Source organism: Streptomyces sp. SN-593 (genome assembly GCF_016756395.1).
GTDB lineage: Bacteria > Actinomycetota > Actinomycetes > Streptomycetales > Streptomycetaceae > Actinacidiphila > Actinacidiphila reveromycinica.
This window is the reverse complement of the sequence record NZ_AP018365.1, coordinates 51,006-71,222: the sequence shown is the minus strand read 5'-3', so window position 1 is coordinate 71,222 and position 20,217 is coordinate 51,006. Positions and strand designations below refer to the sequence as shown.

Genomic DNA, 20,217 nt, shown 5'->3' with positions numbered 1-20,217 from the left:
CCTGTGTACCGGCGGCGCGGGGGAGCGGAGCCGTCCATCCGCCGAGGTGTTCACCGCCGTGAACTCCCTTCGCCCGCCGGCCGTGTCGGCGACGGGCACCCCGCCGGGAGCGAGGCCCGCGCGCTGCTCCGGCCCGCGGGGCCCGGGTGGCGCGGCCCTCTGCCTTCTTCCGGCGGCCCGGCCGCCCGGCGGCAGCAAGCACGGTCGCCGGCACCGGAGTCGGCGAAGCCACCGGGGTGCGGGGTCCGAACGGCCCCGGGCGGCACACCGCCAGGATGCAACTGTCGGGGGAAGGGACGACGCCCGTCCGCGGGCCGTGCGGTCGGGAGCCACCCGTCCGCCGCGCGGGACGGCCTCGCCGCCCGAGGCACCCGGACCGCCGGGCACGCCACCGCGGCCGATCGGCGGGATCATCGCCCGCACCGGTGCCCTCCGGGTTCCACCCGACCGTGCCACCACCGCTCCCCCTCGTGTCACGGCTGCGGGCGTACCGGTCTCCAGCAGTGGGCGCACGGTATCGGCAGGCCCGCAACCGCCCCCCGCGTCCGACGCCTTGCCTTCGACCCGATCCTATCAACGCGGCACCGCGCGGAGGGCGGCAACGGGGGGCATCGTGGAGGTGTTCGGCGGTGTCCCGCACGCGGTCCTCCGCTGGTCATGCGGTGGTCGGCGCCGCGTCAGCACGCACCGTGCTGTCCTGGCCGTCCTGGCCGTCCTGGCCGTCCTGGACGTCCGGGCCGTCCGTGCTGTCCGGGGCTGTCCGGCCCGTCCGGGCCCTATGGGACCGGCCCGCGGGCCGCGCCCCGAGCTACCGCGGGGCCGGGGCGCCGAACCGGGCCAGGCAGTGCCAGACCTTCTTCAGGTCCTGCGGGTCGTGCTCGCCGCGCGCGACCGCCGCCGCGACGACGGACGGGTCGAGCCGCCCGCCGACCGCGATCCGCGCCCCCAGCTCCACGATGCGCGGTCCCCGGAAGTCCGGACGGCGCCGCAGTTCCGCCACGGTGAGCCGGAAGCCGGCGTGCCACTCCAGCGGGCAGGGCAGCGCCCTGGCCAGCTCCTCCACCTCGGTACCGCGGTGGCAGGCGTCCAGCACCAGCGCCTCGACGTCCCGCTCCAGCAGGACCGGGCCGTGCACGTGGGCCTCCACGTAGTCGTCCAGGGCGTCCTTGCGGTCCGCCTCGGCGAGCGCCACCAGCGCCATACGGCCCGCGACCCCGAAGTCGGAGGGCTCGCAGAAGCTGTCGGGGTAGCAGAACGTGGTGCGCGCGACGGCCGCCGCGGTCAGCCGGAAGTGCGCGGAGCCGAACCGCGGCGCGCCGCCGGTGGTGCGGCGGCGGAAGTCGAGCGCGCCGTACACCGGCCGGTGCTCGGGCGGCGCCTCGTCGTAGGCCCCGCCGAAGATCCGGCTCTCCCAGCGCCACCGGTCGCCGCCGGGGTACGCCGTCAGGCCGCCGTTACCGGTGCCCGTCGTGAACTGCGACCGGTAGACGCCGTCGGCGGCCAGCCCGGCCAGGATGTGCCGGCCCCGGTGCGCCCGGTCCGGGTGGAAGTTGAGCGTCACCCGCAGCAGCGGGTCGACCGGGCCGCCGGCCGACCGTGCCTCGACGTGCCGCAGGGCCCGCCGTGCGGGTGCGTGCGGCAGGTGGCTGATCGTCATCCCCGCAGTGTGCCGGGGCGTCACGGGAGGGGCGCAAGCGAATTGCCCGTCGTGGGCCCCGTACGCCCCTCGCCGTACGCCCCGCGCTGCACCCGGACCCGCGCCCCGACCGCCGCGCCCCGACCGCCACCCGCCGCCCCGCCGCCCCACGGAGCTGACCGAGACGGGGGCGACGGGCGGCGGGAACCTACTGGTCAGGGCCGCAGCAGCGCCTTGATCGCCCGCCGCTCGTCCATCGCGCGGTACCCCTCGGCGACCTGCTCCAGCGGCAGGTCCAGGTCGAAGACCCGGCCCGGGTCGATCCGGCCGTCCAGTACCCGCTCGACCAGGTCGGGCAGGTAGGCGCGGACCGGGGCGGGGCCGCCGCGCAGCGCCACGTGGGAGTTGAACAGCTCCCGGCCGTCCACGGCGACGCCGTGCGGCACCCCGACGAAGCCGACGTTGCCGCCGGGGCGCGCGGAGCGCAGCGCCTGCGCCATGGCCTGCTCGGTGCCGACGCACTCCAGGACCGCGTCGGCGCCGATCCCGCCGGTCATCTCCCTGATCCGGGCGATCCCCTCGTCCCCGCGCTCGGTGACGACGTCGGTGGCGCCGAACTCCGTGGCCAGGCGCTGCCGGGACGCGTGGCGGCTCATGGCGACGATCCGCTCCGCGCCGAGTTCCCTCGCGGCGATCACGGCGCACAGGCCCACCGCGCCGTCGCCGACGACCGCGACGGTCTTCCCGGGCCCGACTTCGGCGGCCAGGGCCGCGTACCAGCCGGTGCCCATGACGTCGGAGCAGGCCAGCAGGCTCGGTATGAACGCGTCGTCCGGCGTACCGGGAGTGGCGACCAGGGTGCCGTCGGCGAGCGGGATGCGCACGTACTCGGCCTGGCAGCCGATCGCGCCGAGCGGCTGGCGGTGCAGGCAGTTGCTCTGGTAGCCGTTGAGGCAGTTCGGGCAGGTGTTGTCGGAGGCGAAGAAGGACCCGACGACGAACTGGCCGGGCCGCACCAGCTCGACGTCCGCGCCGACCTCCTCCACGACGCCGACGTACTCGTGGCCCATCGGGGTCGGCCGGGTGACCGGGTCCACCCCGCGGTACCCCCACAGGTCCGAGCCGCACACGCAGGCGGCCACGGTGCGGATGACCGCGTCGGTGGGGGCGACGACGGCCGGGTCCTCGCGCTGGTCCAGACGCACGTCACCGGGGGCGTGGAGGACGGCACCGCGCATGATGCACACCTTGCTTTCTGCTCGCGACGGGATCGGCGCCGCGGCGGACCCAGCCCGCCGCGATCACTCCGGCCGAGCGTACGTCCTCCCCTCCACCGCCCGGCACCGGGCCCGGGCCCGGCCGCGCCGGGGCATTCGAGCGGCCGCCCCGCGCCCGGCGCTCCGGAGGAGGGGCGAAAACCGGGTGCGGGCCACGCCCGCGTTCGCCACACTCGCCGCCATGAGCAGGAAGATCACCCGCATCAACCCCGACCACCTCCACCCGACCCCCGGCTACCACCACGTCTCCGTGGTCGAGGCCGGCCGCACCGCCCACCTCGCCGGGCAGTGCCCGCTCGCACCGGACGGCTCGGTGGTCGGCGCCGGGTCGCTCGACGCCCAGATCGACCAGGTTGTCGCGAACTGTCTGGCCGCCCTGGCGGCTGTCGGCGCCGGACCGCAGGACGTGGTCCGGTCGGTCGTCTACGTGTGCACCGACGAGCAGGCCGACCTCGGTGCGGCGTGGGCACGCCTCACCGCCTCCGCGCTCGGCCCGGCGTTCACCACCGCGAGCACCCTGCTCGGCGTCACCCGGCTCGGCTTCGCCGGGCAACTGGTCGAGGTCGACCTCACCGCGGCGCTGGACTGATCCGGCGGGCCCCGAGGCGTGGCGGGCCCGGCACGCTCAGCGGGACAGGCCCGGAAAGCGCGGCGGGCGGGGGCGCCGGAGGTCGGGTGCGGCCGGCGTCAGGGGGTGGCGGGGTCGGCGAGGAGGGCGGCCAGGGCGCGGTGGTGTTCGGCCGCCTGAGGCGGGTCGGTGGCCTGGTGCTCGGCGATGCTGATCAGGGCCTTCCAGACCAGCCAGCCGCGGGCCCGGGCCCAGGTGGCGTCGTCGAGGTCGAGGGCGGCGCGGAACGCGGCCCGGGCGGGGCCGTCGAACAGGGTCCACGCGATGACGAGGTCGCACGCCGGGTCACCGACGCCGCAGGTGCCGAAGTCGATGACCGCCGCCAGCCGGCCGTCCTTGACCAGCAGGTTTCCGTGGGCGATGTCGCCGTGGAACCATACCGGCGGCCGGTCCCAGCCGGAGGCGAGCGCCTCGTCCCAGACCCGCTCCGCCCGGCCGGTGTCGATCCGGCCGCGCAGCGCGGCCAGCGCCCGGCGGGTCTCGCCGTCGTAGTACGCGGGCGGCGCGCCGCGGTGGAAGCTGTGCGCGCCGGCCGCGGGGCCGCCGGTGGCGTCGACGCGTCGCAACGCGCGGAGGAACCCGGCCAGCGACACCGCGAACGCGGTGAGGTCGGCGATCCGCTCGGGCCGCGCGGTCCGGCCCTCCAGCCAGCCGCGCACCGACCACGGGTAGGGGTAGCCGCAGCCCGGTTCGCCCCGCGCGAGCAGCCGCGGCACCGGGAGCGGCAGCGCGGGGGCGAGCACCGGCAGCCACCGGTGCTCCTTGTCCACCGCCGGCACGTAGCCCTCGGCGGTCGGCAGCCGCACCGTCATCGTGTCGCCCAGCCGGTAGGTCCGGTTGTCCCAGCCGTCCACGGGCACCGGCGCCACCGGCAGGTCGGCCCACCGCGGGAACTGCGCGGCGATCAGCCGCCGGACCAGCTCCGCGTCGATCCCGGCCCGCCCGTCACGTCCCGGCGCACCGTCCCCGGACGGTTCCCCGCCGCCGACACCGCCGACACCGCCGACCTCCCCGCCACCGCCTGCGCCGTCGTCGTCCACGTTCCCGGTCATCCGGGGATGGTGGCGCGCCGCCGGACCGCCCGCAACGGCTTTTCCGCCGCCGAAGCGCTCACGGGCCGGAGGGCGGCGCGGCGACACGGGTCACCGCGAGCACCGCCATGTCGTCCTGCCGGGTGTGCCCGGTCCACCGGTCCACGTCCTCGGTGAGCGCGTCGACCAGGGCCCGCGGCTCGGCGAAGCGGCGCCCGGCGAGCCCCGACCGGCAGGGGTCGTAGAAGACGCCCCTGCGGTTGCGCGCCTCGGTGACGCCGTCGGTGACGAACAGCACGGTGCCGCCGGGCGGCAGGGGCCACCAGTCGGCCGGCGGCACGTCCCCGTCCGCCGGCGCCGGCGCCAGCCCCATGCCCAGCGGGAACGCCGGCACGGCCGGCAGCAGCGGCTCGATCGACCCGTCGGCCACCAGGTAGGGCGGGGGATGGCCGCGGTTGACCACGAGCAGCCGCCTCCCGTCGGGCGGCACCTCGGCGAGCAGGGCCGTGGTGAACTCCTCGGCCGGCTGGTCGGCGCCCTCCCGGGCGGCGTTGCGGGCCAGCGCCTCGTCCATCCGGCGCGCCAGCTCGGGCAGGCTCGGCGCGTGCTCCGCCTCCTGCCGGAACGCGCCGACGGCCACGGACACCGCGCCGACCGCCTGCATGCCCTTGCCCCGCACGTCCCCGATCATCATCCGCACCCCGAACGGCGTCTCCTGCACCGCGAACAGGTCCCCGCCGATCCGCGCCTCGGCCTGCGCCGCGGAGTACGTCGACGCCACCGCCAGCGGCCCCGCCCGCGCCGGGGGCTGCGGCAGCACCGCGCGCTGCGCCGCCTCCGCGACCGCCGTGGCCCGGGCGAGGTCGTTGACCTGCCGGCCCATCAGCACGTTCACCACCAGCGCCATCACCCCGACCACGGTCACCACCGCCAGGTCCACCAGGCTCGCCAGCCAGGCGCGCTCCTGGTCGAAGTCCAGTCCGACCGACGCGAGCGCGGCGAGCACCGCGAACACCACGCTGGTACGGAAGGAGAGGGTGGCCGCGGAGACGAGCGGGGCGGCGGCGAGCAGCGGCAGCCCCACGTAGGGCTCGGGACCGACCGCGTCGAGGAGGGCGCCGGCCACCAGCGCGACCGAGGCGAGCGTTCCGGGCATCCGGGACGCCTCCGCCGATCCGGCCCGCACCGCCATCGCCCGTGCTCCTCATGGCGCCTGGTCGCCGGGGCCACACCACGCTGCCCCGCGCGGTGCCCGCGACAGGCATCCGCCCATCCACCGTAGCCGCTGGTCGCACCCCCGCAAGCCCGGCACGGCCGGGGCCGGCCGGTGGGGGAGGGGGAAGGCGCTGCGAGCCGGCCGGGTCCGGCCCGTGAGGAGGGGCCCGTGAGGAGGGGGCCGTGAGGGGGCGGGCCGGAACGCGCCCGGGCGCGCCCCTGAGGAAGGGAGCGCGCCCGGCGTCCGACGGTGTCCGGGTCGGATCACCCGGACACCGTGCGTCCGGTCATCCGCCGAAGCTGACCGCGAAGAGGTGGACGGTGCCCGAGGCACCGGTCACCGGCAGCGTCACCGACGCCACCGTCTTCGACGCGTCCAGCGGCACCTTCACCGCGAAGACGTACGCCTTGACGCCGTCCTTCCCGCCGCTGGCGGTGTTGCGGTAGTCGGTGGTCACGGCCGTGGTGTCGCCCGCGACCGGCTTGCTGCCGCCGCCGTTCAGGGTCCAGTCGGAGAAGGTCACCGTCGCCTTCGTGGTGCTGCCGTCGGTGTAGGTGACCGTCAGCGCGCCCGGCACGCCGCTGCCGTCGGTCGGCGCGTTGGCCGCCGCTCCGAGCAGCCCGAGGTACGCGCCCTGCGTGCCCGCCGGCTGCGGCAGGGTCTGGCCCGCCACCTCCAGGTTGTCGGGCTGCCCCGAGGCGATGGTCGGCCAGGTGTAGTCGAGGCCGTCGGCGCTGACCTTCGCGCCGCTGGTCACCCCGGACGCGGCGAGCGCGTCCTGCGAGTACGCCCAGCCGCCGTCGTCGAATCCGCCGGAGAAGTGCGCGGCGTCGGGGTAGACGCCCTCGTTCGTCTCGTACGGCCACAGCTCGCCCGGCTTGGCGACCGACACCCGCAGCGAGGCGTTCGCGAGGGCCGCGCCGCCGCTGTGGTCGGTCACCGCGAAGGACACGGCGTACGTGCCCTCGGAGTCACCCGCGGTCACCGGGACCTGGGCCTGCGCGCTGCCCGAGGGCGGCACCGTGACCGTGCCCGAGGAGGTGCCGAGCGTGACCCCCGACGGCGCGGTGGCCGTCCAGTCCGCGGTGACCGCCTTGTCGCCGAGGTTGGTGAGCTGCAAGGTGGCGTCGCCCGAGCCGCCGGGCGCCACGATCAGGCCGTCGCTGCTGGGACCGGTCGCGGCCAGCACCCGCCCGCCGCCGGTGGTGTCGGACGGCGGGACGTCGCCGGCCGCCGCGCCCCACCTGGTGTTCGGCGACGTGCCGAGGGAGTAGTCGAGCGTGCCCGCCTTCCCGAACTGGTCGAAGGTCAGCCACGACTGCTGCCACGCCTTGCCCTTGACGTCGAGCGACTGCACATACGGCGCGTTCGTGGCGGCCTGGGGGGCGTTGATCGCCACCTGCTTGCCGCTGCCGAGCGTCACCTTCGCGACCGGGAAGACCGGGCTGCCCAGCACCAGGGTGTCGGTGCCCGGCGTCTCCGGGTACATGCCCAGCGACGACCAGACGTACCAGGAGCTCATCGCGCCGAGGTCGTCGTTGCCGAACGAGCCGACCGGCGCGTTGAAGTAGAGGTCCTGCTGCGCCTCGCGCACGGCCGCCTGCGTCTTCCACGGCTGCCCCAGGTAGTTGTACTCCCAGGGGATCTCCAGGCTCGGCTCGTTGCTCAGGTCGGCGTTGGTGCCCGACGGGTTCGCGATGTCGTCGAGCAGGCCGTCGAGGTACGACCCGTAGGCCGCGGTGCCGCCGCGCGCGGTGACAAGCTGCTGGAGGTTGAACGGCACCATCGGCGTGTACTGCGCCGACGTGCCCTCCACGAAGCCGTTCGAGGTGCCCGGGGTGAAGCCGCCGGCGAACTGGCCGTCGGAGTTCTTGGCCTGGAGGTAGCCCGTCTGCGGGTTGAAGACGTTCATCCAGTCCTGCGCGCGGGTGGCGAACTTCGTGTAGTCCGCGGTCTTGCCGAGCGACTTGGCGAAGGACGCGAGCGCGTAGTCCGCGCTGTCGTACTCCAGTTGGGTCGAGACCGGGCCGTAGAAGTTGCAGCAGGAGTACGTGCCGTCCAGCGGCAGGTAGCCCTTCGCGTCGCGCACCGCCTCGCCCGGGCGGTCCTGGTTCGGCACGGTCGCCTCGTGCTCCATCGCCGAGAGCGCGTGCGCGGTGTCGAAGTTGCGCACCCCGAAGGCGTACGCGTCGGCGATGATCGAGGTGGCCGGGTCGCCGACCATGACGTAGCTCTCGCCGTTGTTCGACGCCCACTTGGGCAGCAGACCGGTCTGGTCGTAGCCGTTGAGCATCGAGGTGACGATGTCACCGGTCTGCTGCGGCGCGACCATCGCGATGAGCTGCGTCTGGGAGCGGTAGGTGTCCCAGCCCGAGTAGTTGGCGTACTGGGCCTTCTGGCCCTTGGCCAGTTGGTGGACCTGGTCGTCCATGCCCATGTACTGGCCGTCGTCGTCGGAGAAGACGTTCGGGTGCAGCAGCGCGTGGTAGAGCGCGGTGTAGAACTGCACCTGCTGGTCGTGGCTGCCGCCGCCGATCCGCACCTTGTCCAGGACGGCGTTCCACGCGGTGTGGTTGGCCTGCCGCATGGCATCGAAGTTCCAGCCCTTGACCTCGGACTTGAGGTTCGAGGCGGCACCCGCGTCACTGGTGTAGGAGATGCCGACGGCCGCGGTCACGGTCGACTTCTTCGCGGTGTCGAAGGTGAGGTACATGCCGTTGGCGCCCGTCACGGGCGGGTTCGCCGCCGACGGGGTGGCGGAGTCCTGCGCTGCCGAGCCGCCCTTCGCCGACGGGGAGGCCGAGGGGGAGGCCGACGAGGAGGAGCCGGAGCTCCCGCTCGGGTGGATCTTCGGGCTCGCGGTGCCGGGCACCGTGAAGTGCTGCTCGTGCAGCGGGGTGTCGGCGTGGGTGGCGAGTGTCTGCTGCGGCCGGCCCTCGCTCAGCTTGGTGGCGTCGGGGTTGACGGTGCTGCCGACCCAGGTGCCGCTGGCGGTGAACGGCTGGTCGAACTTGATGTCGAAGTGCAGCGTGTAGCGGTTGGACGCACCGCAGAAGTGGCCGCTGTCGACCGACCCGCTCACCTCGTTGGCGCTGACCACCTGCACCCGGGTGCCGTCCACCTGCGAGGCGCCGCTGCTCAGCTTCAGCAGCAGGTTGGACTGGGCACCGGCCGGGAAGGTGAAGCGGCCCAGGCCCGCCCGGGTGGTGTCGGTCAACTCGGTCTTGATCCCGGCGGAGTCGGTGACGCCGTAGTAGCCGACGCCCGTCTGCTCGTCGTCGTGGCTGAACTGCGAGGACAGGTCGGACAGGTTGCCCGTCAGCGCGCCGGTCACCGGCAGGATCGGCACGTCGCCCGCGACGTCGCAGCCGGGACCGGAGACGTGGGTCAGGCTGTAGCCCGAGATCTTGCTGTCCTTGTACTCGTAGCCGCCGCCCTGCGTCCGGTCGGGGGTCGTGTCCGGACCCCACTGCATCATGCCGAACGGCATGTCCGGGCCGGGGAAGGTGTTGACGGCACCCGAGGTGCCGATCAGCGGGTTGATCAACGCCGCCGGGTCCGCGACGAGTTGCGGGCCGGACGCCGCCTCGGCGCCGGCGAGGGACTGGATCGGGAGCGCCGCGATGCCCAGAAGGGACACCACGGCGAGGCGATGACGGAATCTGCTGGTGAAACGGGACCCGTCGGGGCGCCGTCCTGGGACCATCGGTTGCCTCCGCGATACGTGCGTCACACAGGGGTGTGCCAGGGACGGATGGCGTCCTCGATCGACAGCGGCGTCGTTTCCACAAACTGACAACGTTGCCAATCTGCACGAGGCATGAGTAGAGCGCGGACCCTGAGGGCGTGTCAATGACCGCGGAGCGATCTTCACTCACGTCGCGCCCGCCCCGCGCGCCCCCTCAGGGCGTGTCGCGCAGCGCCCGGAAGGCGGCGCGCCGCGTGCTCCGGCTCAGGTCGGACCGCGTGTCGCGGTCGTCCGCGCGCCCCTCGCGGTGCGCGGCCGGGCGGGCCGGCGGGGCGTGTTCCCGCCCTACGGCCCTGGGGCCTGTCCGGCGGATCCTGCCGGGCTCACGGCGCCCGGCACCGCACCTCCCTGCGGTGCCGAATCACCCACGTACGACCCGGTACGAGGATGTTTCTCCGCCCCGCGATGCACGGCACCGGGCGCCGCGAGCTCGACCGGCACGATCCGCCGGACAGGCCCTACGCGCCGCTCTCCGGCGCCGTGAGGGCGTAGTGCAGGGTCGCCCAGTGCTTGCGACGGTGCACGAACGGGACCAGGACGCCGTGCATGAAGGGGTACTTGCGGGCGAGCGCCTTCGCGGCGCGGTCGGCCTCCGCGCCTTCGAGCAGCCTCGCGCGCGCCTCCAGGGCGGGTCCGGTCGGCCGGCCCCGGACGGTGGACGGTGCGATCCGCACGCGCGGGTCGTTCCGCAGCCGCCCGACCTTCCAGGCCGCGCCGAACGTGCGGACGTACGCGCGGTCCCCGTCGACGGCGACGCTCACCGGGGTGCCGACCGGTGTGCCGTCGCGTCGGTACGTGGTCAGCAGGATCGTCTTCTGCCGGGCGAAGCGTGCGAACGGGGAACGGGTGTCGCTCATCGCTGCCTCTGGTTCGGTGGTTCCGCCCCGGCCGTCCCCGGCCGTCCCCGGCCGTCCTCGGCCGCCATGGCCGTCTTCGGGCCGGCCGCCGGGCCGGGAGCGGCGGCGCGCCGCGGCGAGCGCCGCGGGCGCCGCGCCCTCAGCGGTCGTCGCGCCTCAGCGACTCCATCGAGTGGTCCTCGTTCTCGACGAGCTCCTCGTCACCGCGGTCCGGCGCCTCACGCGCCTCCTGGGCGCCCGTGTCCTCCCGGCGCTCGTCCTTCGCGGCCTGCCGCGCCTTCCTGTCCTTGTCCGCGGGCTTGTCCATCCCGCTCACCTCCCGGTGGAAGTGGGTACACCTCCCACGGTATGACCGCGGCGGCCCTCATGCCCACCGGCCCACCGGCCCGCCCGCAGCCCCGCACGATCCGCCGCGCCGCCGCCCGCAGCCGCGCATCCCCACCGGCCTGCCCGCAGCCGCGCACCGCCTGCCCGCCGTCCGCGCCGTACCGGCCCGGAAAACGGCTCGCCCGCCGGTGCGGGCCTCTGCGAGGGTGGGGGCCGACGACCCGAACCCGACCCGTCCGCCTCCGCACCACCGAGGAACCGTCGAGATGACCAGCACCCTGACACCGGCCGGTGAGTTCGAGCGCGCCCGGGAGGAGTACGCCGCGCTGAAGGCGCTCCGGCTGCGGCTCGACCTGACGCGCGGGAAGCCGTCGCCCGAGCAACTGGACCTGTCGGACGGGCTGCTCGCCCTGCCCGGGAAGCGCCGGCACGCGGCCGACGGCACCGACGTGCGGAACTACGGCGGCCTCGCCGGGCTGACCGAACTGCGCGAGATCTTCGCGGAGTTGCTCCAGGTGCCGGTGCCGCAGCTCATCGCCGCCGGGAACTCCAGCCTGGAGCTGATGCACGACTGCCTCGTGCACGCGCTGCTCGGCGTGCTGCCGGGCGCGTCGTCGCGCTGGGTGGACCAGGGCACCGTGAAGTTCCTCTGCCCGGTGCCCGGCTACGACCGGCACTTCGCACTGTGCGAGCGGTTCGGGATCGAGATGCTCCCGGTGCCGATGGACGCCGGCGGTCCGGACATGGACGCCGTCGAGCGGCTCGCCGCCACGGACCCGGCGGTCAAGGGCATCTGGTGCGTGCCCCGGTACAGCAACCCGTCCGGCGTGACCTACGCCCCGCCGACCGTCGCCCGGCTCGCCGCCATGCCGACCGCGGCCCCGGACTTCCGGATCTTCTGGGACAACGCCTACGCGGTGCACCACCTCACCGACCGGCCCGCCGAACTGGCCGACCTCCTCGCGGCCTGCGCGGCGAGCGGCCACCCGGACCGCGCCCTCGTCTTCGGCTCCACCTCGAAGATCACCGCGGCCGGCTCGGGCGTCGCCTTCTTCGGCGCGTCGCCCGCGAACGTCGCGTGGCTGCTGGGCCACAGCGCCAAGCGCTCGATCGGCCCCGACAAGGTCAACCAGCTTCGGCACGCCCTCCTGCTGCGTGACGCGGAGGGCGTCCGTGCCCACATGGAACGCCAACGCGCCCTGCTGCGGCCCAAGTTCGACGCGGTGCAGCGCTGCCTGCGCGACGGCCTCGGCGGCACCGGCCTCGCCACGTGGTCGGACCCGGACGGCGGCTACTTCGTCACGCTGGAGGTGCCCGACGGCTGCGCCAAGGAGGTCGTGCGCCGCGCCGCCGACGCCGGTATCGCCCTCACCCCGGCCGGCGCCACCCACCCCTACGGCGACGACCCGCGCGACGCCGTCATCCGCATCGCCCCCAGCTACCCGTCCCTGCCGGAACTGGAACAGGCACTGCGCGGCCTGGCGGTGTGCGTCCGGCTGGTCGGGTACGGGCACCGGCCGCCGCACACGCGTGAGCGGACCGGCGGGGCCCTGCCTGATCGCGCCGCGCCGGCCCGCACCGCGGGGATCATGAAGCCCAGCTTGGGTCGGGCTTAAGAAACCCTCGATGGACCCGGCGCCGCGCGGACGGCCAAGGTGGGACCGCCACGGCGGACGTGTCGCGGCGATCCCCGCGAGGTCCAGGAGCCCGCCGTGAAAGCACTGGTGAAAGCGAAGGCCGAGCCCGGCCTGTGGCTCGCGGACGTGCCCGAGCCCGTCCTCGGCCCCGGCGAGGTGCTGATCAAGGTGCTGCGCACCGGCATCTGCGGCACCGACCTGCACATCCGGGCGTACGACGGGTGGGCGCGACAGGCGGTGCGCACCCCGCTGGTGCTCGGGCACGAGTTCGTCGGCGACGTCGTGGACGTGGCACCCGGCGTGACCGGCATCTCCCCGGGCGACCGGGTCAGCGGCGAGGGCCACCTGGTCTGCGGCACCTGCCGCAACTGCCTGGCCGGCCGCCGGCACCTGTGCCGCAGCACCGTCGGCCTCGGCATCGGCCGGGACGGCGCCTTCGCCGAGTACGTCACCCTGCCGGCCGCGAACGTGTGGGTGCACCGGGTACCGGTGGACCCGGACGTCGCCGCGATCTTCGACCCGTTCGGCAACGCCGTGCACACCGCGCTGTCCTTCCCGCTCGTCGGCGAGGACGTCCTGATCACCGGCGCCGGGCCGATCGGCATCATGGCCGCCGCCGTCGCGCGCCACGCCGGCGCCCGCAACGTGGTGATCACCGACGTCAGCCCGTACCGGCTCCGGCTGGCCGAGCGGGTCGGGGTGAGCCTCGCGGTGGACGTGCGCACCTCCGGTGTCGAGGAGGGGAAGCGCGCGCTCGGGCTGCGCGAGGGCTTCGACGTCGGCCTGGAGATGTCCGGCCGCCCCGAGGCGCTGCGCACGATGGTGGCCAACATGACCCACGGCGGCAAGATCGCCCTGCTCGGGCTGCCCTCGGAGGAGTTCCCGGTTGACGTCGCCCGCGTCGTGACCTCGATGATCACCCTGAAGGGGATCTACGGGCGGGAGATGTACGAGACCTGGTACGCGATGTCCGTGCTGCTCGAAGGCGGCCTCGACCTCAGCCCGGTGATCACCGGACGCTACCCGTACCAGGACTTCGAGGAGGCGTTCGACGAGGCGGCGGGCGGCCGCTGCGGCAAGGTCATCCTCGACTGGACCGCCTGACCCCCCGACCCCGGCCCCGGCCCAGAGCCGAGAGCCCAGAGCCGAGAGCCGAGCGCCGGGACCCGCCCCCCCGCACCAGCCCCTGCACCCGCCCTGAGGAGACCCCGATGTTCGACTCCGTCCGCGCGGACCTGCGCGCCACCCTCGACGAGATCCGCGCCGCCGGCCTGCACAAGCCCGAGCGGGTCATCGGCACCCCGCAGAGCGCCACGGTGGACGTCACCGCCGGCGGCCGCCCCGGCGAGGTGCTCAACTTCTGCGCCAACAACTACCTCGGCCTGGCCGACCACCCCGACGTGGTGGCCGCGGCCAAGGACGCGCTGGACCGCTGGGGCTACGGCATGGCCTCCGTGCGCTTCATCTGCGGCACCCAGGAGGTGCACAAGGAACTGGAGGCGCGGCTGTCGGCGTTCCTCGGCACGCAGGACACGATCCTGTACAGCTCCTGCTTCGACGCCAACGGCGGGGTCTTCGAGACGCTGCTGGACGAGCGGGACGCGGTGATCTCCGACGCCCTCAACCACGCCAGCATCATCGACGGCATCCGGCTGTCCAAGGCCCGCCGGCTGCGTTACGCCAACCGCGACATGGCCGAGCTGGAGCAGCGGCTGAAGGAGGCCGGCGGCGCGCGCCGCCGGCTGGTCGTCACCGACGGCGTGTTCTCCATGGACGGCTACGTCGCCCCGCTGGACGAGATCTGCGACCTGGCGGACCGCTACGGCGCGATGGTCATGGTGGACGACTCGCACGCGGTCGGCTTCGTGGGCCCCGGCGGGCGCGGAACCCCCGAACTGCACGGCGTGACCGACCGGGTCGACATCCTCACCGGCACCCTCGGCAAGGCCCTCGGCGGCGCCTCCGGCGGATACGTCGCCGCCCGCGCCGAGATCGTGGCGCTGCTGCGCCAGCGCTCCCGCCCGTACCTGTTCTCCAACTCCCTCGCGCCGGTGATCGCCGCCGCCTCCCTGAAGGTGCTCGACCTGCTCCAGGACGACTCCCCGGCCGGGCCCGGCCCGAGGCTGCGGGCCCGGCTGCGGGAGAACACCGCGCTGTTCCGGGAGCGGATGGCGCGCGAGGGATTCGACCTCGCACCCGGCGACCACCCGATCGTGCCGGTGATGGTCGGCGACGCCGAGCGGGCCGGGCGGCTGGCCGACCTGCTGCTGGAGCACTCCGTCTACGCGATCGGCTTCTCCTACCCGGTGGTGCCGCACGGCCGGGCCCGGATCAGGGTGCAGCTCTCCGCGGCCCACTCCGCGCAGGACGTCGAGCGGGCGGTCGGCGCGTTCGTGGCCGCCCGGGAGTCCCTGGCAGGATGACCAGGTGATCGACACGCGCCGACTGCGTACCCTGCGGGCCGTGGCGGACCACCGTACGGTGACCGCCGCGGCCGCCGCGCTGTACCTCACCCCCTCCGCGGTCTCGCAGCAGCTCGCGGCGCTGGAGGCCGAGGTCGGCCACCGGTTGCTGGTGCGCGACGGGCGCGGGGTGCGGCTCACCGCCGCCGGCGAGATCCTGGTCGCGCACAGCAGCACCGTGCTCGCCCAGCTTGAGCGGGCCGAGGCCGAACTGGCCGCGTACGCCGGCGGCGTGGCCGGCACCGTGACCGTGGCGTCCTTCGCCACCGGCATCGCCACCGTGCTCGCCCGGGCGATGGCCGGGCTCGCCGTCTCCTGCCCCGGCATCCGGGTCCGGGTGCGCGACGCCGAGGGCGACGAGAGCCTGGCGATGGTCCTGGACGGGCACGCCGACGTGGCGGTCGCGGTGGAGTACCGCGGCGCGCCGCGCGACGACGACCGGCGGCTGTCCCGGGCCGCCCTGTACGCGGAGCCCTTCGACGCGGTGCTGCCGCGCGGGCACCGCCTCGACGGGTGCGAACGGGTCGAGGTCCGGGACCTCGCCGACGAGTCCTGGGTCAGCCCCTACCCGGGCAACCCCTGCCACGACGTGGTCACGCTCGCGTGCGAACTGGCCGGCTTCCAGCCGCGGGTGGCGCACTCCTCCGACGACTTCAGGGCGGTCGCCGCGCTGGTCGGCGTCGGCGCCGGCGTCGCCCTGGTGCCGCGCTCGGCGCTGCGCGGCGTGCACCTGCCGGACGTGGTGGTCCGGCCGGTCGCCGGCAGCCCCGTGACGCGCCGGGTGTTCGCGGCGGTACGGCGAGGCGCCGAGGAGCACCCGCTGATCCGCCCGGTCCTCGACGAGCTCCAGGCGGCGGCCGACGTGATCCGCCCCGCCGGCTGACCCCGGCTCCCGCCCACCCCGGGCCCCGGCCTACCCGGCCAGCAGCCGCCGCGGCACGTATCCCTCGTCGGCGAGCCGGTGCCACAGCTCGTCCGGGATCGGCAGCCGGGCCGCCTCGGCGTTCGCCGCCACCCCGGCCGCCGAGCGGCAGCCGACGACGACCGAGGTGACCGCCGGGTGCAGGGAGGGGAACCGCACCGCCGCCGCGGGCAACGGCACCCCGAACCGCGCGCAGACCTCCTGGCAGCGCCGGGCCCGGGCCAGCGTGTCGGCGGGCACCGGACGGTGGGGGAACATCGCGTCGTCGGACGGGTCGGCCAGCCGGTCGCCGACCGCCTCGGCGGCCCTGAGCGTCGCCGCCGCGTCCTGCTCGGTCACCTCCTCGAACAGCTCGCCCGGACGTGCGGTGCCGAGCCCCGGCGGGGGCGGGGCGAAGGGCAGCCGGGTGCCGGCCGCGCGCCGGTCGGACGAGGCCACCGGATCTCCCCCCAGAGGAAGCCGCGGGCGGCCCGGCGCCTCCCAGCGTCATCGCGGGTGCAGGCTCGCGCCCGCGCAGCCGCCGGTTCAAGCCCGTGCCCGCGCCCGCGCGGCCGCCGGGTCAGGCCCCGACGTTCTCCAGGTCCTCCAGCAGCCGCGGGTGCCTCGGCTTCCAGCCCAGCGCCTCGCGGGTGTGGGCGCTGGACGCGGGCTGGTCCATCGCGAAGATCGGCCCGAACGGGCCGAAGTCCTCCTGCGGGACCTGCTCGACGGGCAGGCCGAGCCGCCGGCCGATGACGGCCGCGATGTCCCGTACGGCGTCGCCCTCGTCGTCGACCGCGTGCCAGGACGTGCCGGGCGGCGCCGACTCCAGCGCCAGCCGGAACAGGGCCGCGGCGTCGAGGGCGTGCACGGCCGGCCAGCGCTGGGTGCCGTCGCCGGGGTAGCCGGCGACACCGGTGCGGCGGGCCGCGTCGACCAGGATGCCGGCGAACCCGCCCCGGCCCTCGTTGTGGACGGTGCGCGGCATGCGGACCGCGGAGCTGCGCAGACCCTGCTCGGCGAGGTCGAGCAGGGCGGTCACCGAGCGGCCCCGGCCCCCCACCGGACCGTCGGTCGGCAGCGGGTCGGCCTCGGTCGAGGCGCGCCCCGGCACCCAGGGCGTGCCCGACACCGTGACGATCGGGCGGTCGCTGCCCAGCAGCTCCCGGCCGAGCGCGTCGAGGGCGGCGCCCTCCTCGGCCATGGCCTGCGCGAGCGCGTCCGCGCTCCCGTAGTTGCGGCCGAACGCCAGGCTGATCACCCCGTCGGCCCGCGCGGCGCCGGACCGCAGGGCGTCGAGGTCCGCCAGGTCACCCCGCAGCACCTCGGCGCCCGCGCGCTCAAGGGTCTGCGCGGAGCCGTCGGAGCGGGCCAGTGCGAGGACGGTGTGGCCGTTGCCGAGCAGTTCGGCGACGACGGCGGAGCCGATGGTGCCGGTGCCGCCGGTGACGAAGACGTGCATGAGCTCTCCCTGAAGGTGATGGGACACTTGTCCCGTCATCGACAGTACACCGTGACGGGACAACGGTCCCCTCACCTAAGCTGGGTGCCATGGCGAGATGGCAACCAGGCGCGACCGAGCGACTCGTCGTCGCGGCCGTGGACCTGTTCACCGAGCAGGGGTACGACGCGACCACGGTGGCGCAGATCGCCGAGCGGGCCGGCGTCACCAAGAGCACCTTCTTCCGGCACTTCTCCGACAAGCGCGAACTGCTGGTCGCCGGGCAGGAGACGCTAAGCCGGCTGCTGGCCGACGGCATCACCGACGCGCCCGCCGGCGCCACCCCGCTCCAGGCGGTCGCCGCCGGCCTGGAGCGCGCGTCGGGCGCCATGGGCCCGGCCAACCGCGAACTCGGCCCGCGCATCAAGGCGGCCGTGGCGGCCAGCACCGAACTCCAGGAGCGCGACGCCCTCAAGAGCGTCGGGCTCGCCGCCGCCATGACCGCCGCCCTCGTCGCCCGCGGCGTCCCCGACCCCACCGCCCACCTCGCCGGCGAGCTGGGCGTCCTCGCCTTCAAACGCGGCTACGCCCGCTGGTCCGCGGCCGACGGCGACGACGCCGCCGAGGGTCTCGCCCCCCACGTGCTGTCCGCCCTGGAGGACCTCCGCGCCGCGACCGCCTCGCTGGGCTGAACGCCTGCGCGGGGCGTGCTCCCGTGCGCCGGGCATGACGGCGTGGACGGCGCGCCGGGCGGCGCGCGGCCGGCGGGGAAGTGATCCGTACGCGCGTCGAGCGCTCTGCCGCCCGGCCGCGCGGCGTGGTGATGATGAGCAGGCCGCACGGGATGCCGTGCGGCGGGTGGACCGTGCGACCGAAGGAGTCCGCGTTGTTGCTGCTCATCTCCCCGGACGGCGTCGAGGAAGCCCTCGACTGCGCGAGGGCGGCCGAACACCTCGACATCGTCGACGTCAAGAAGCCCGACGAGGGATCGCTCGGTGCCAACTTCCCGTGGGTGATCCGGGAGATCCGCGAGGCCGTCCCGGCGGACAAGCCGGTGTCCGCCACGGTGGGCGACGTGCCCTACAAGCCCGGCACCGTGGCCCAGGCGGCGCTCGGCGCCGTCGTCTCCGGGGCGTCCTACATCAAGGTCGGCCTCTACGGGTGCACCACGCCCGACCAGGCCGTCGACGTCATGCGCGGCGTCGTGCGGGCCGTGAAGGAGTACCGGCCCGAGGCGTTCGTCGTCGCCTCGGGATACGCCGACGCGCACCGGATCGGCTGCGTCAACCCGCTCGCCCTGCCGGACGTCGCCCGCCGCGCCGGCTGCGACGCGGCCATGCTCGACACCGCGATCAAGGACGGCACGGGCCTGTTCGACCACCTGCCGCCCGACGTCTGCGCCGACTTCGTCCGCCGCACCCACGACGGCGGGATGCTCGCCGCCCTCGCCGGCAGCGTCAAGGTCGGCGACCTCGGCGCGCTGACCCGGATCGGCACCGACATCGTGGGCGTGCGCGGCGCGGTCTGCGAGGGCGGGGACCGCAACGCAGGAAGGATTCAGCCACGGCTGGTGGCCGCCTTCCGGGCCGAGATGAACCGGCACGCCCGGGAGCACGCGGCCACCGTCGCCGCGGCGGGCTGACAGCGTGACGACCTACCCCCCCGGCCGGACCGCCGGGCCCCGCGCGGGATGCTTCGCGGTCCTCGACCCGGCCACGGGCGAGGCGTTCGACGAGGCCCCCGACCAGCACCCCGACGAACTGGACGCGGTCGTCGCCCGGGCCCGCGCGGCCTGGCACGGCTGGCGCGACGACGACGCCGCGCGCGCCGCCGCCCTGCGCGCGGCGGCCGACGCCGTGGACACGGCCGCCCCGGACCTCGCCGCGCTGCTCACCCGGGAGCAGGGCAAGCCGCTGGCGGAGGCGCTCGCCGAGGTCGCCCGCACCGCGGCGCGGCTGCGGTACTTCGCCGAACCGGCCCCCGAGCCGCAGCCGATCACGGACGGCCGCCCGGTGCGCAGCGAGGTCCGCTGGCGATCGCTCGGCCCCGTCGCCGCGATCGTCCCGTGGAACTTCCCGCTCCAGCTCGCCTCGGCGAAACTCGCGCCCGCCCTCGCCGCCGGCAACACCGTGGTCCTCAAGCCCTCCCCGTTCACGCCGCTGGCCACGCGCATGCTCGCGTCGGTGCTGTCCGGCGCGCTGCCCGAGGACGTGCTCACCGTCGTCACCGGCCGCGAGCCACTGGGCGCGCGGCTCGCCTCCCACCCCGGCATCCGTCACGTGACGTTCACCGGGTCGGTCGCCACCGGGCGCGCGGTCGCGGCCGGCGCGGCGGCGTCCCTCGCCCGGGTCACCCTGGAACTGGGCGGCAACGACGCGGCGATCCTGCTCGACGACGTGGACGTCGACGCGATCGCCGACCGGCTGTTCTGGGCGGCCTTCCGCAACTGCGGCCAGATCTGCATGGCCGTCAAACGCGTCTACGCCCCCGCCCGCCTCTACCCCCGCGTCGTGGAAGCCCTCGCCGCCCGCGCCCGCGGTGTCACCGTCGGCAGCGGACTCGACCCGGCCGTGCGCCTCGGGCCGGTCAACAACGCCCCGCAGCTCGCCCGCGTCGAGGACGTCACGGCCCGGGCGCTGGCCGATGGCGCCCGGGCCGCGGCGGGCGGCCACCGGCTGGACCGGCCGGGGTACTTCCACGCCCCGACGGTCCTCGCCGACGTCCCGCCCACCAGCGCGGTGGTGACGGGGGAGCAGTTCGGCCCGGTCCTGCCGGTACTCGCCTACCGCGACCTCGACGACGCGGTGGACGCGGCGAACGCCACCGGGTTCGGCCTGGGCGGCTCCGTCTGGAGCGCCGACCCCGACCGGGCCGAGCCGGTCGCCGACCGGCTGGAGTGCGGGACGGCCTGGATCAACCACCACGCCGAACTCTCCCTGGCCCAGCCGTTCGCCGGCGCCAAGGACAGCGGCGTCGGCGTGGCGGGCGGACCCTGGGGCCTCTACGGCAACCTGCGGCCGTTCGTCGTGCACCGGCCGGCGGAGGTGTAGGCGGGT

The 20,217-nt window shown here is 75.2% G+C and carries 17 protein-coding genes; 8 read left to right on the top strand and 9 right to left on the bottom strand.

Annotated elements, in window-relative coordinates; all coding sequences use genetic code 11:
- Positions 1 to 808 precede the first annotated feature (808 nt).
- The gene (locus RVR_RS00285) at positions 809 to 1,657 is read right to left on the bottom strand and encodes a DUF3626 domain-containing protein (protein WP_202231839.1); all 849 of its coding nucleotides are present in this window, start codon (positions 1,655 to 1,657) and stop codon (positions 809 to 811) included.
- Positions 1,658 to 1,851: 194 nt separating this feature from the next.
- Positions 1,852 to 2,874 carry a zinc-dependent alcohol dehydrogenase family protein gene (locus RVR_RS00280; protein WP_202231838.1) on the bottom strand — a complete coding sequence of 341 codons (1,023 nt, stop codon included), beginning with the start codon at positions 2,872 to 2,874 and terminating at the stop codon, positions 1,852 to 1,854.
- Positions 2,875 to 3,094: 220 nt separating this feature from the next.
- Between RVR_RS00280 and RVR_RS00275 the strand changes: the two genes are divergently transcribed.
- Positions 3,095 to 3,502, top strand: a complete 408-nt coding sequence (locus tag RVR_RS00275) for a RidA family protein (RefSeq protein ID WP_202231837.1) — start codon at positions 3,095 to 3,097, stop codon at positions 3,500 to 3,502.
- A 98-nt stretch (positions 3,503 to 3,600) separates the two neighbouring features.
- On the opposite strand, the gene RVR_RS00270 is transcribed toward RVR_RS00275, so the two are convergent.
- From RVR_RS00270 to RVR_RS00250, 5 genes are all read right to left on the bottom strand, one after another.
- Positions 3,601 to 4,593, bottom strand: coding sequence for an aminoglycoside phosphotransferase family protein (locus RVR_RS00270; protein ID WP_202231836.1), 993 nt, complete (start codon positions 4,591 to 4,593; stop codon positions 3,601 to 3,603).
- Between the two features lie 58 nt (positions 4,594 to 4,651).
- Entirely contained in the window at positions 4,652 to 5,764 is a 1,113-nt protein-coding gene (locus RVR_RS00265) for a PP2C family protein-serine/threonine phosphatase (protein WP_202231835.1), read from the bottom strand.
- A 310-nt stretch (positions 5,765 to 6,074) separates the two neighbouring features.
- Entirely contained in the window at positions 6,075 to 9,431 is a 3,357-nt protein-coding gene (locus RVR_RS00260) for a lectin (RefSeq protein ID WP_237404481.1), read from the bottom strand.
- Positions 9,432 to 9,994: 563 nt separating this feature from the next.
- Entirely contained in the window at positions 9,995 to 10,393 is a 399-nt protein-coding gene (locus tag RVR_RS00255) for a PPOX class F420-dependent oxidoreductase (RefSeq protein WP_202231833.1), read from the bottom strand.
- A 139-nt stretch (positions 10,394 to 10,532) separates the two neighbouring features.
- The gene (locus RVR_RS00250) at positions 10,533 to 10,700 is read right to left on the bottom strand and encodes a hypothetical protein (protein ID WP_202231832.1); all 168 of its coding nucleotides are present in this window, start codon (positions 10,698 to 10,700) and stop codon (positions 10,533 to 10,535) included.
- A 286-nt stretch (positions 10,701 to 10,986) separates the two neighbouring features.
- On the opposite strand from RVR_RS00250, the gene RVR_RS00245 reads away from it, so the two are divergent.
- The 4 genes from RVR_RS00245 to RVR_RS00230 all read left to right on the top strand — a co-directional run bounded on the left by RVR_RS00245 (position 10,987) and on the right by RVR_RS00230 (position 15,702).
- The gene (locus RVR_RS00245; RefSeq protein WP_202231831.1) at positions 10,987 to 12,336 is read left to right on the top strand and encodes an aspartate aminotransferase type Ic; all 1,350 of its coding nucleotides are present in this window, start codon (positions 10,987 to 10,989) and stop codon (positions 12,334 to 12,336) included.
- Positions 12,337 to 12,432: 96 nt separating this feature from the next.
- On the top strand, positions 12,433 to 13,461 hold the full coding sequence (gene tdh / locus RVR_RS00240) for an L-threonine 3-dehydrogenase (RefSeq protein WP_202231830.1): 1,029 nt from the start codon (positions 12,433 to 12,435) through the stop codon (positions 13,459 to 13,461).
- A gap of 107 nt (positions 13,462 to 13,568) precedes the next feature.
- Positions 13,569 to 14,780, top strand: coding sequence for a glycine C-acetyltransferase (locus RVR_RS00235; RefSeq protein ID WP_202231829.1), 1,212 nt, complete (start codon positions 13,569 to 13,571; stop codon positions 14,778 to 14,780).
- Positions 14,781 to 14,784: 4 nt separating this feature from the next.
- Positions 14,785 to 15,702, top strand: coding sequence for a LysR family transcriptional regulator (locus tag RVR_RS00230; protein ID WP_202231828.1), 918 nt, complete (start codon positions 14,785 to 14,787; stop codon positions 15,700 to 15,702).
- A gap of 30 nt (positions 15,703 to 15,732) precedes the next feature.
- Here RVR_RS00230 and RVR_RS00225 read toward each other — a convergent pair whose 3' ends face one another.
- Together RVR_RS00225 and RVR_RS00220 are read right to left on the bottom strand one after the other, a co-directional pair.
- On the bottom strand, positions 15,733 to 16,179 hold the full coding sequence (locus tag RVR_RS00225) for an aldo-keto reductase family protein (RefSeq protein ID WP_202231827.1): 447 nt from the start codon (positions 16,177 to 16,179) through the stop codon (positions 15,733 to 15,735).
- A gap of 121 nt (positions 16,180 to 16,300) precedes the next feature.
- Positions 16,301 to 17,182 (bottom strand): SDR family oxidoreductase, encoded by an 882-nt coding sequence (locus RVR_RS00220; protein ID WP_202231826.1) that lies wholly within the window; start codon positions 17,180 to 17,182, stop codon positions 16,301 to 16,303.
- Positions 17,183 to 17,271: 89 nt separating this feature from the next.
- Here RVR_RS00220 and RVR_RS00215 point away from each other — a divergent pair, with 89 nt between their 5' ends.
- The 3 genes from RVR_RS00215 to RVR_RS00205 all read left to right on the top strand — a co-directional run bounded on the left by RVR_RS00215 (position 17,272) and on the right by RVR_RS00205 (position 20,211).
- Positions 17,272 to 17,853, top strand: a complete 582-nt coding sequence (locus tag RVR_RS00215; RefSeq protein ID WP_202231825.1) for a TetR/AcrR family transcriptional regulator — start codon at positions 17,272 to 17,274, stop codon at positions 17,851 to 17,853.
- Positions 17,854 to 18,005: 152 nt separating this feature from the next.
- The gene (locus RVR_RS00210) at positions 18,006 to 18,803 is read left to right on the top strand and encodes a (5-formylfuran-3-yl)methyl phosphate synthase (RefSeq protein WP_202238272.1); all 798 of its coding nucleotides are present in this window, start codon (positions 18,006 to 18,008) and stop codon (positions 18,801 to 18,803) included.
- A gap of 4 nt (positions 18,804 to 18,807) precedes the next feature.
- Positions 18,808 to 20,211 carry an aldehyde dehydrogenase family protein gene (locus RVR_RS00205; protein ID WP_202231824.1) on the top strand — a complete coding sequence of 468 codons (1,404 nt, stop codon included), beginning with the start codon at positions 18,808 to 18,810 and terminating at the stop codon, positions 20,209 to 20,211.
- Positions 20,212 to 20,217 lie beyond the last annotated feature (6 nt).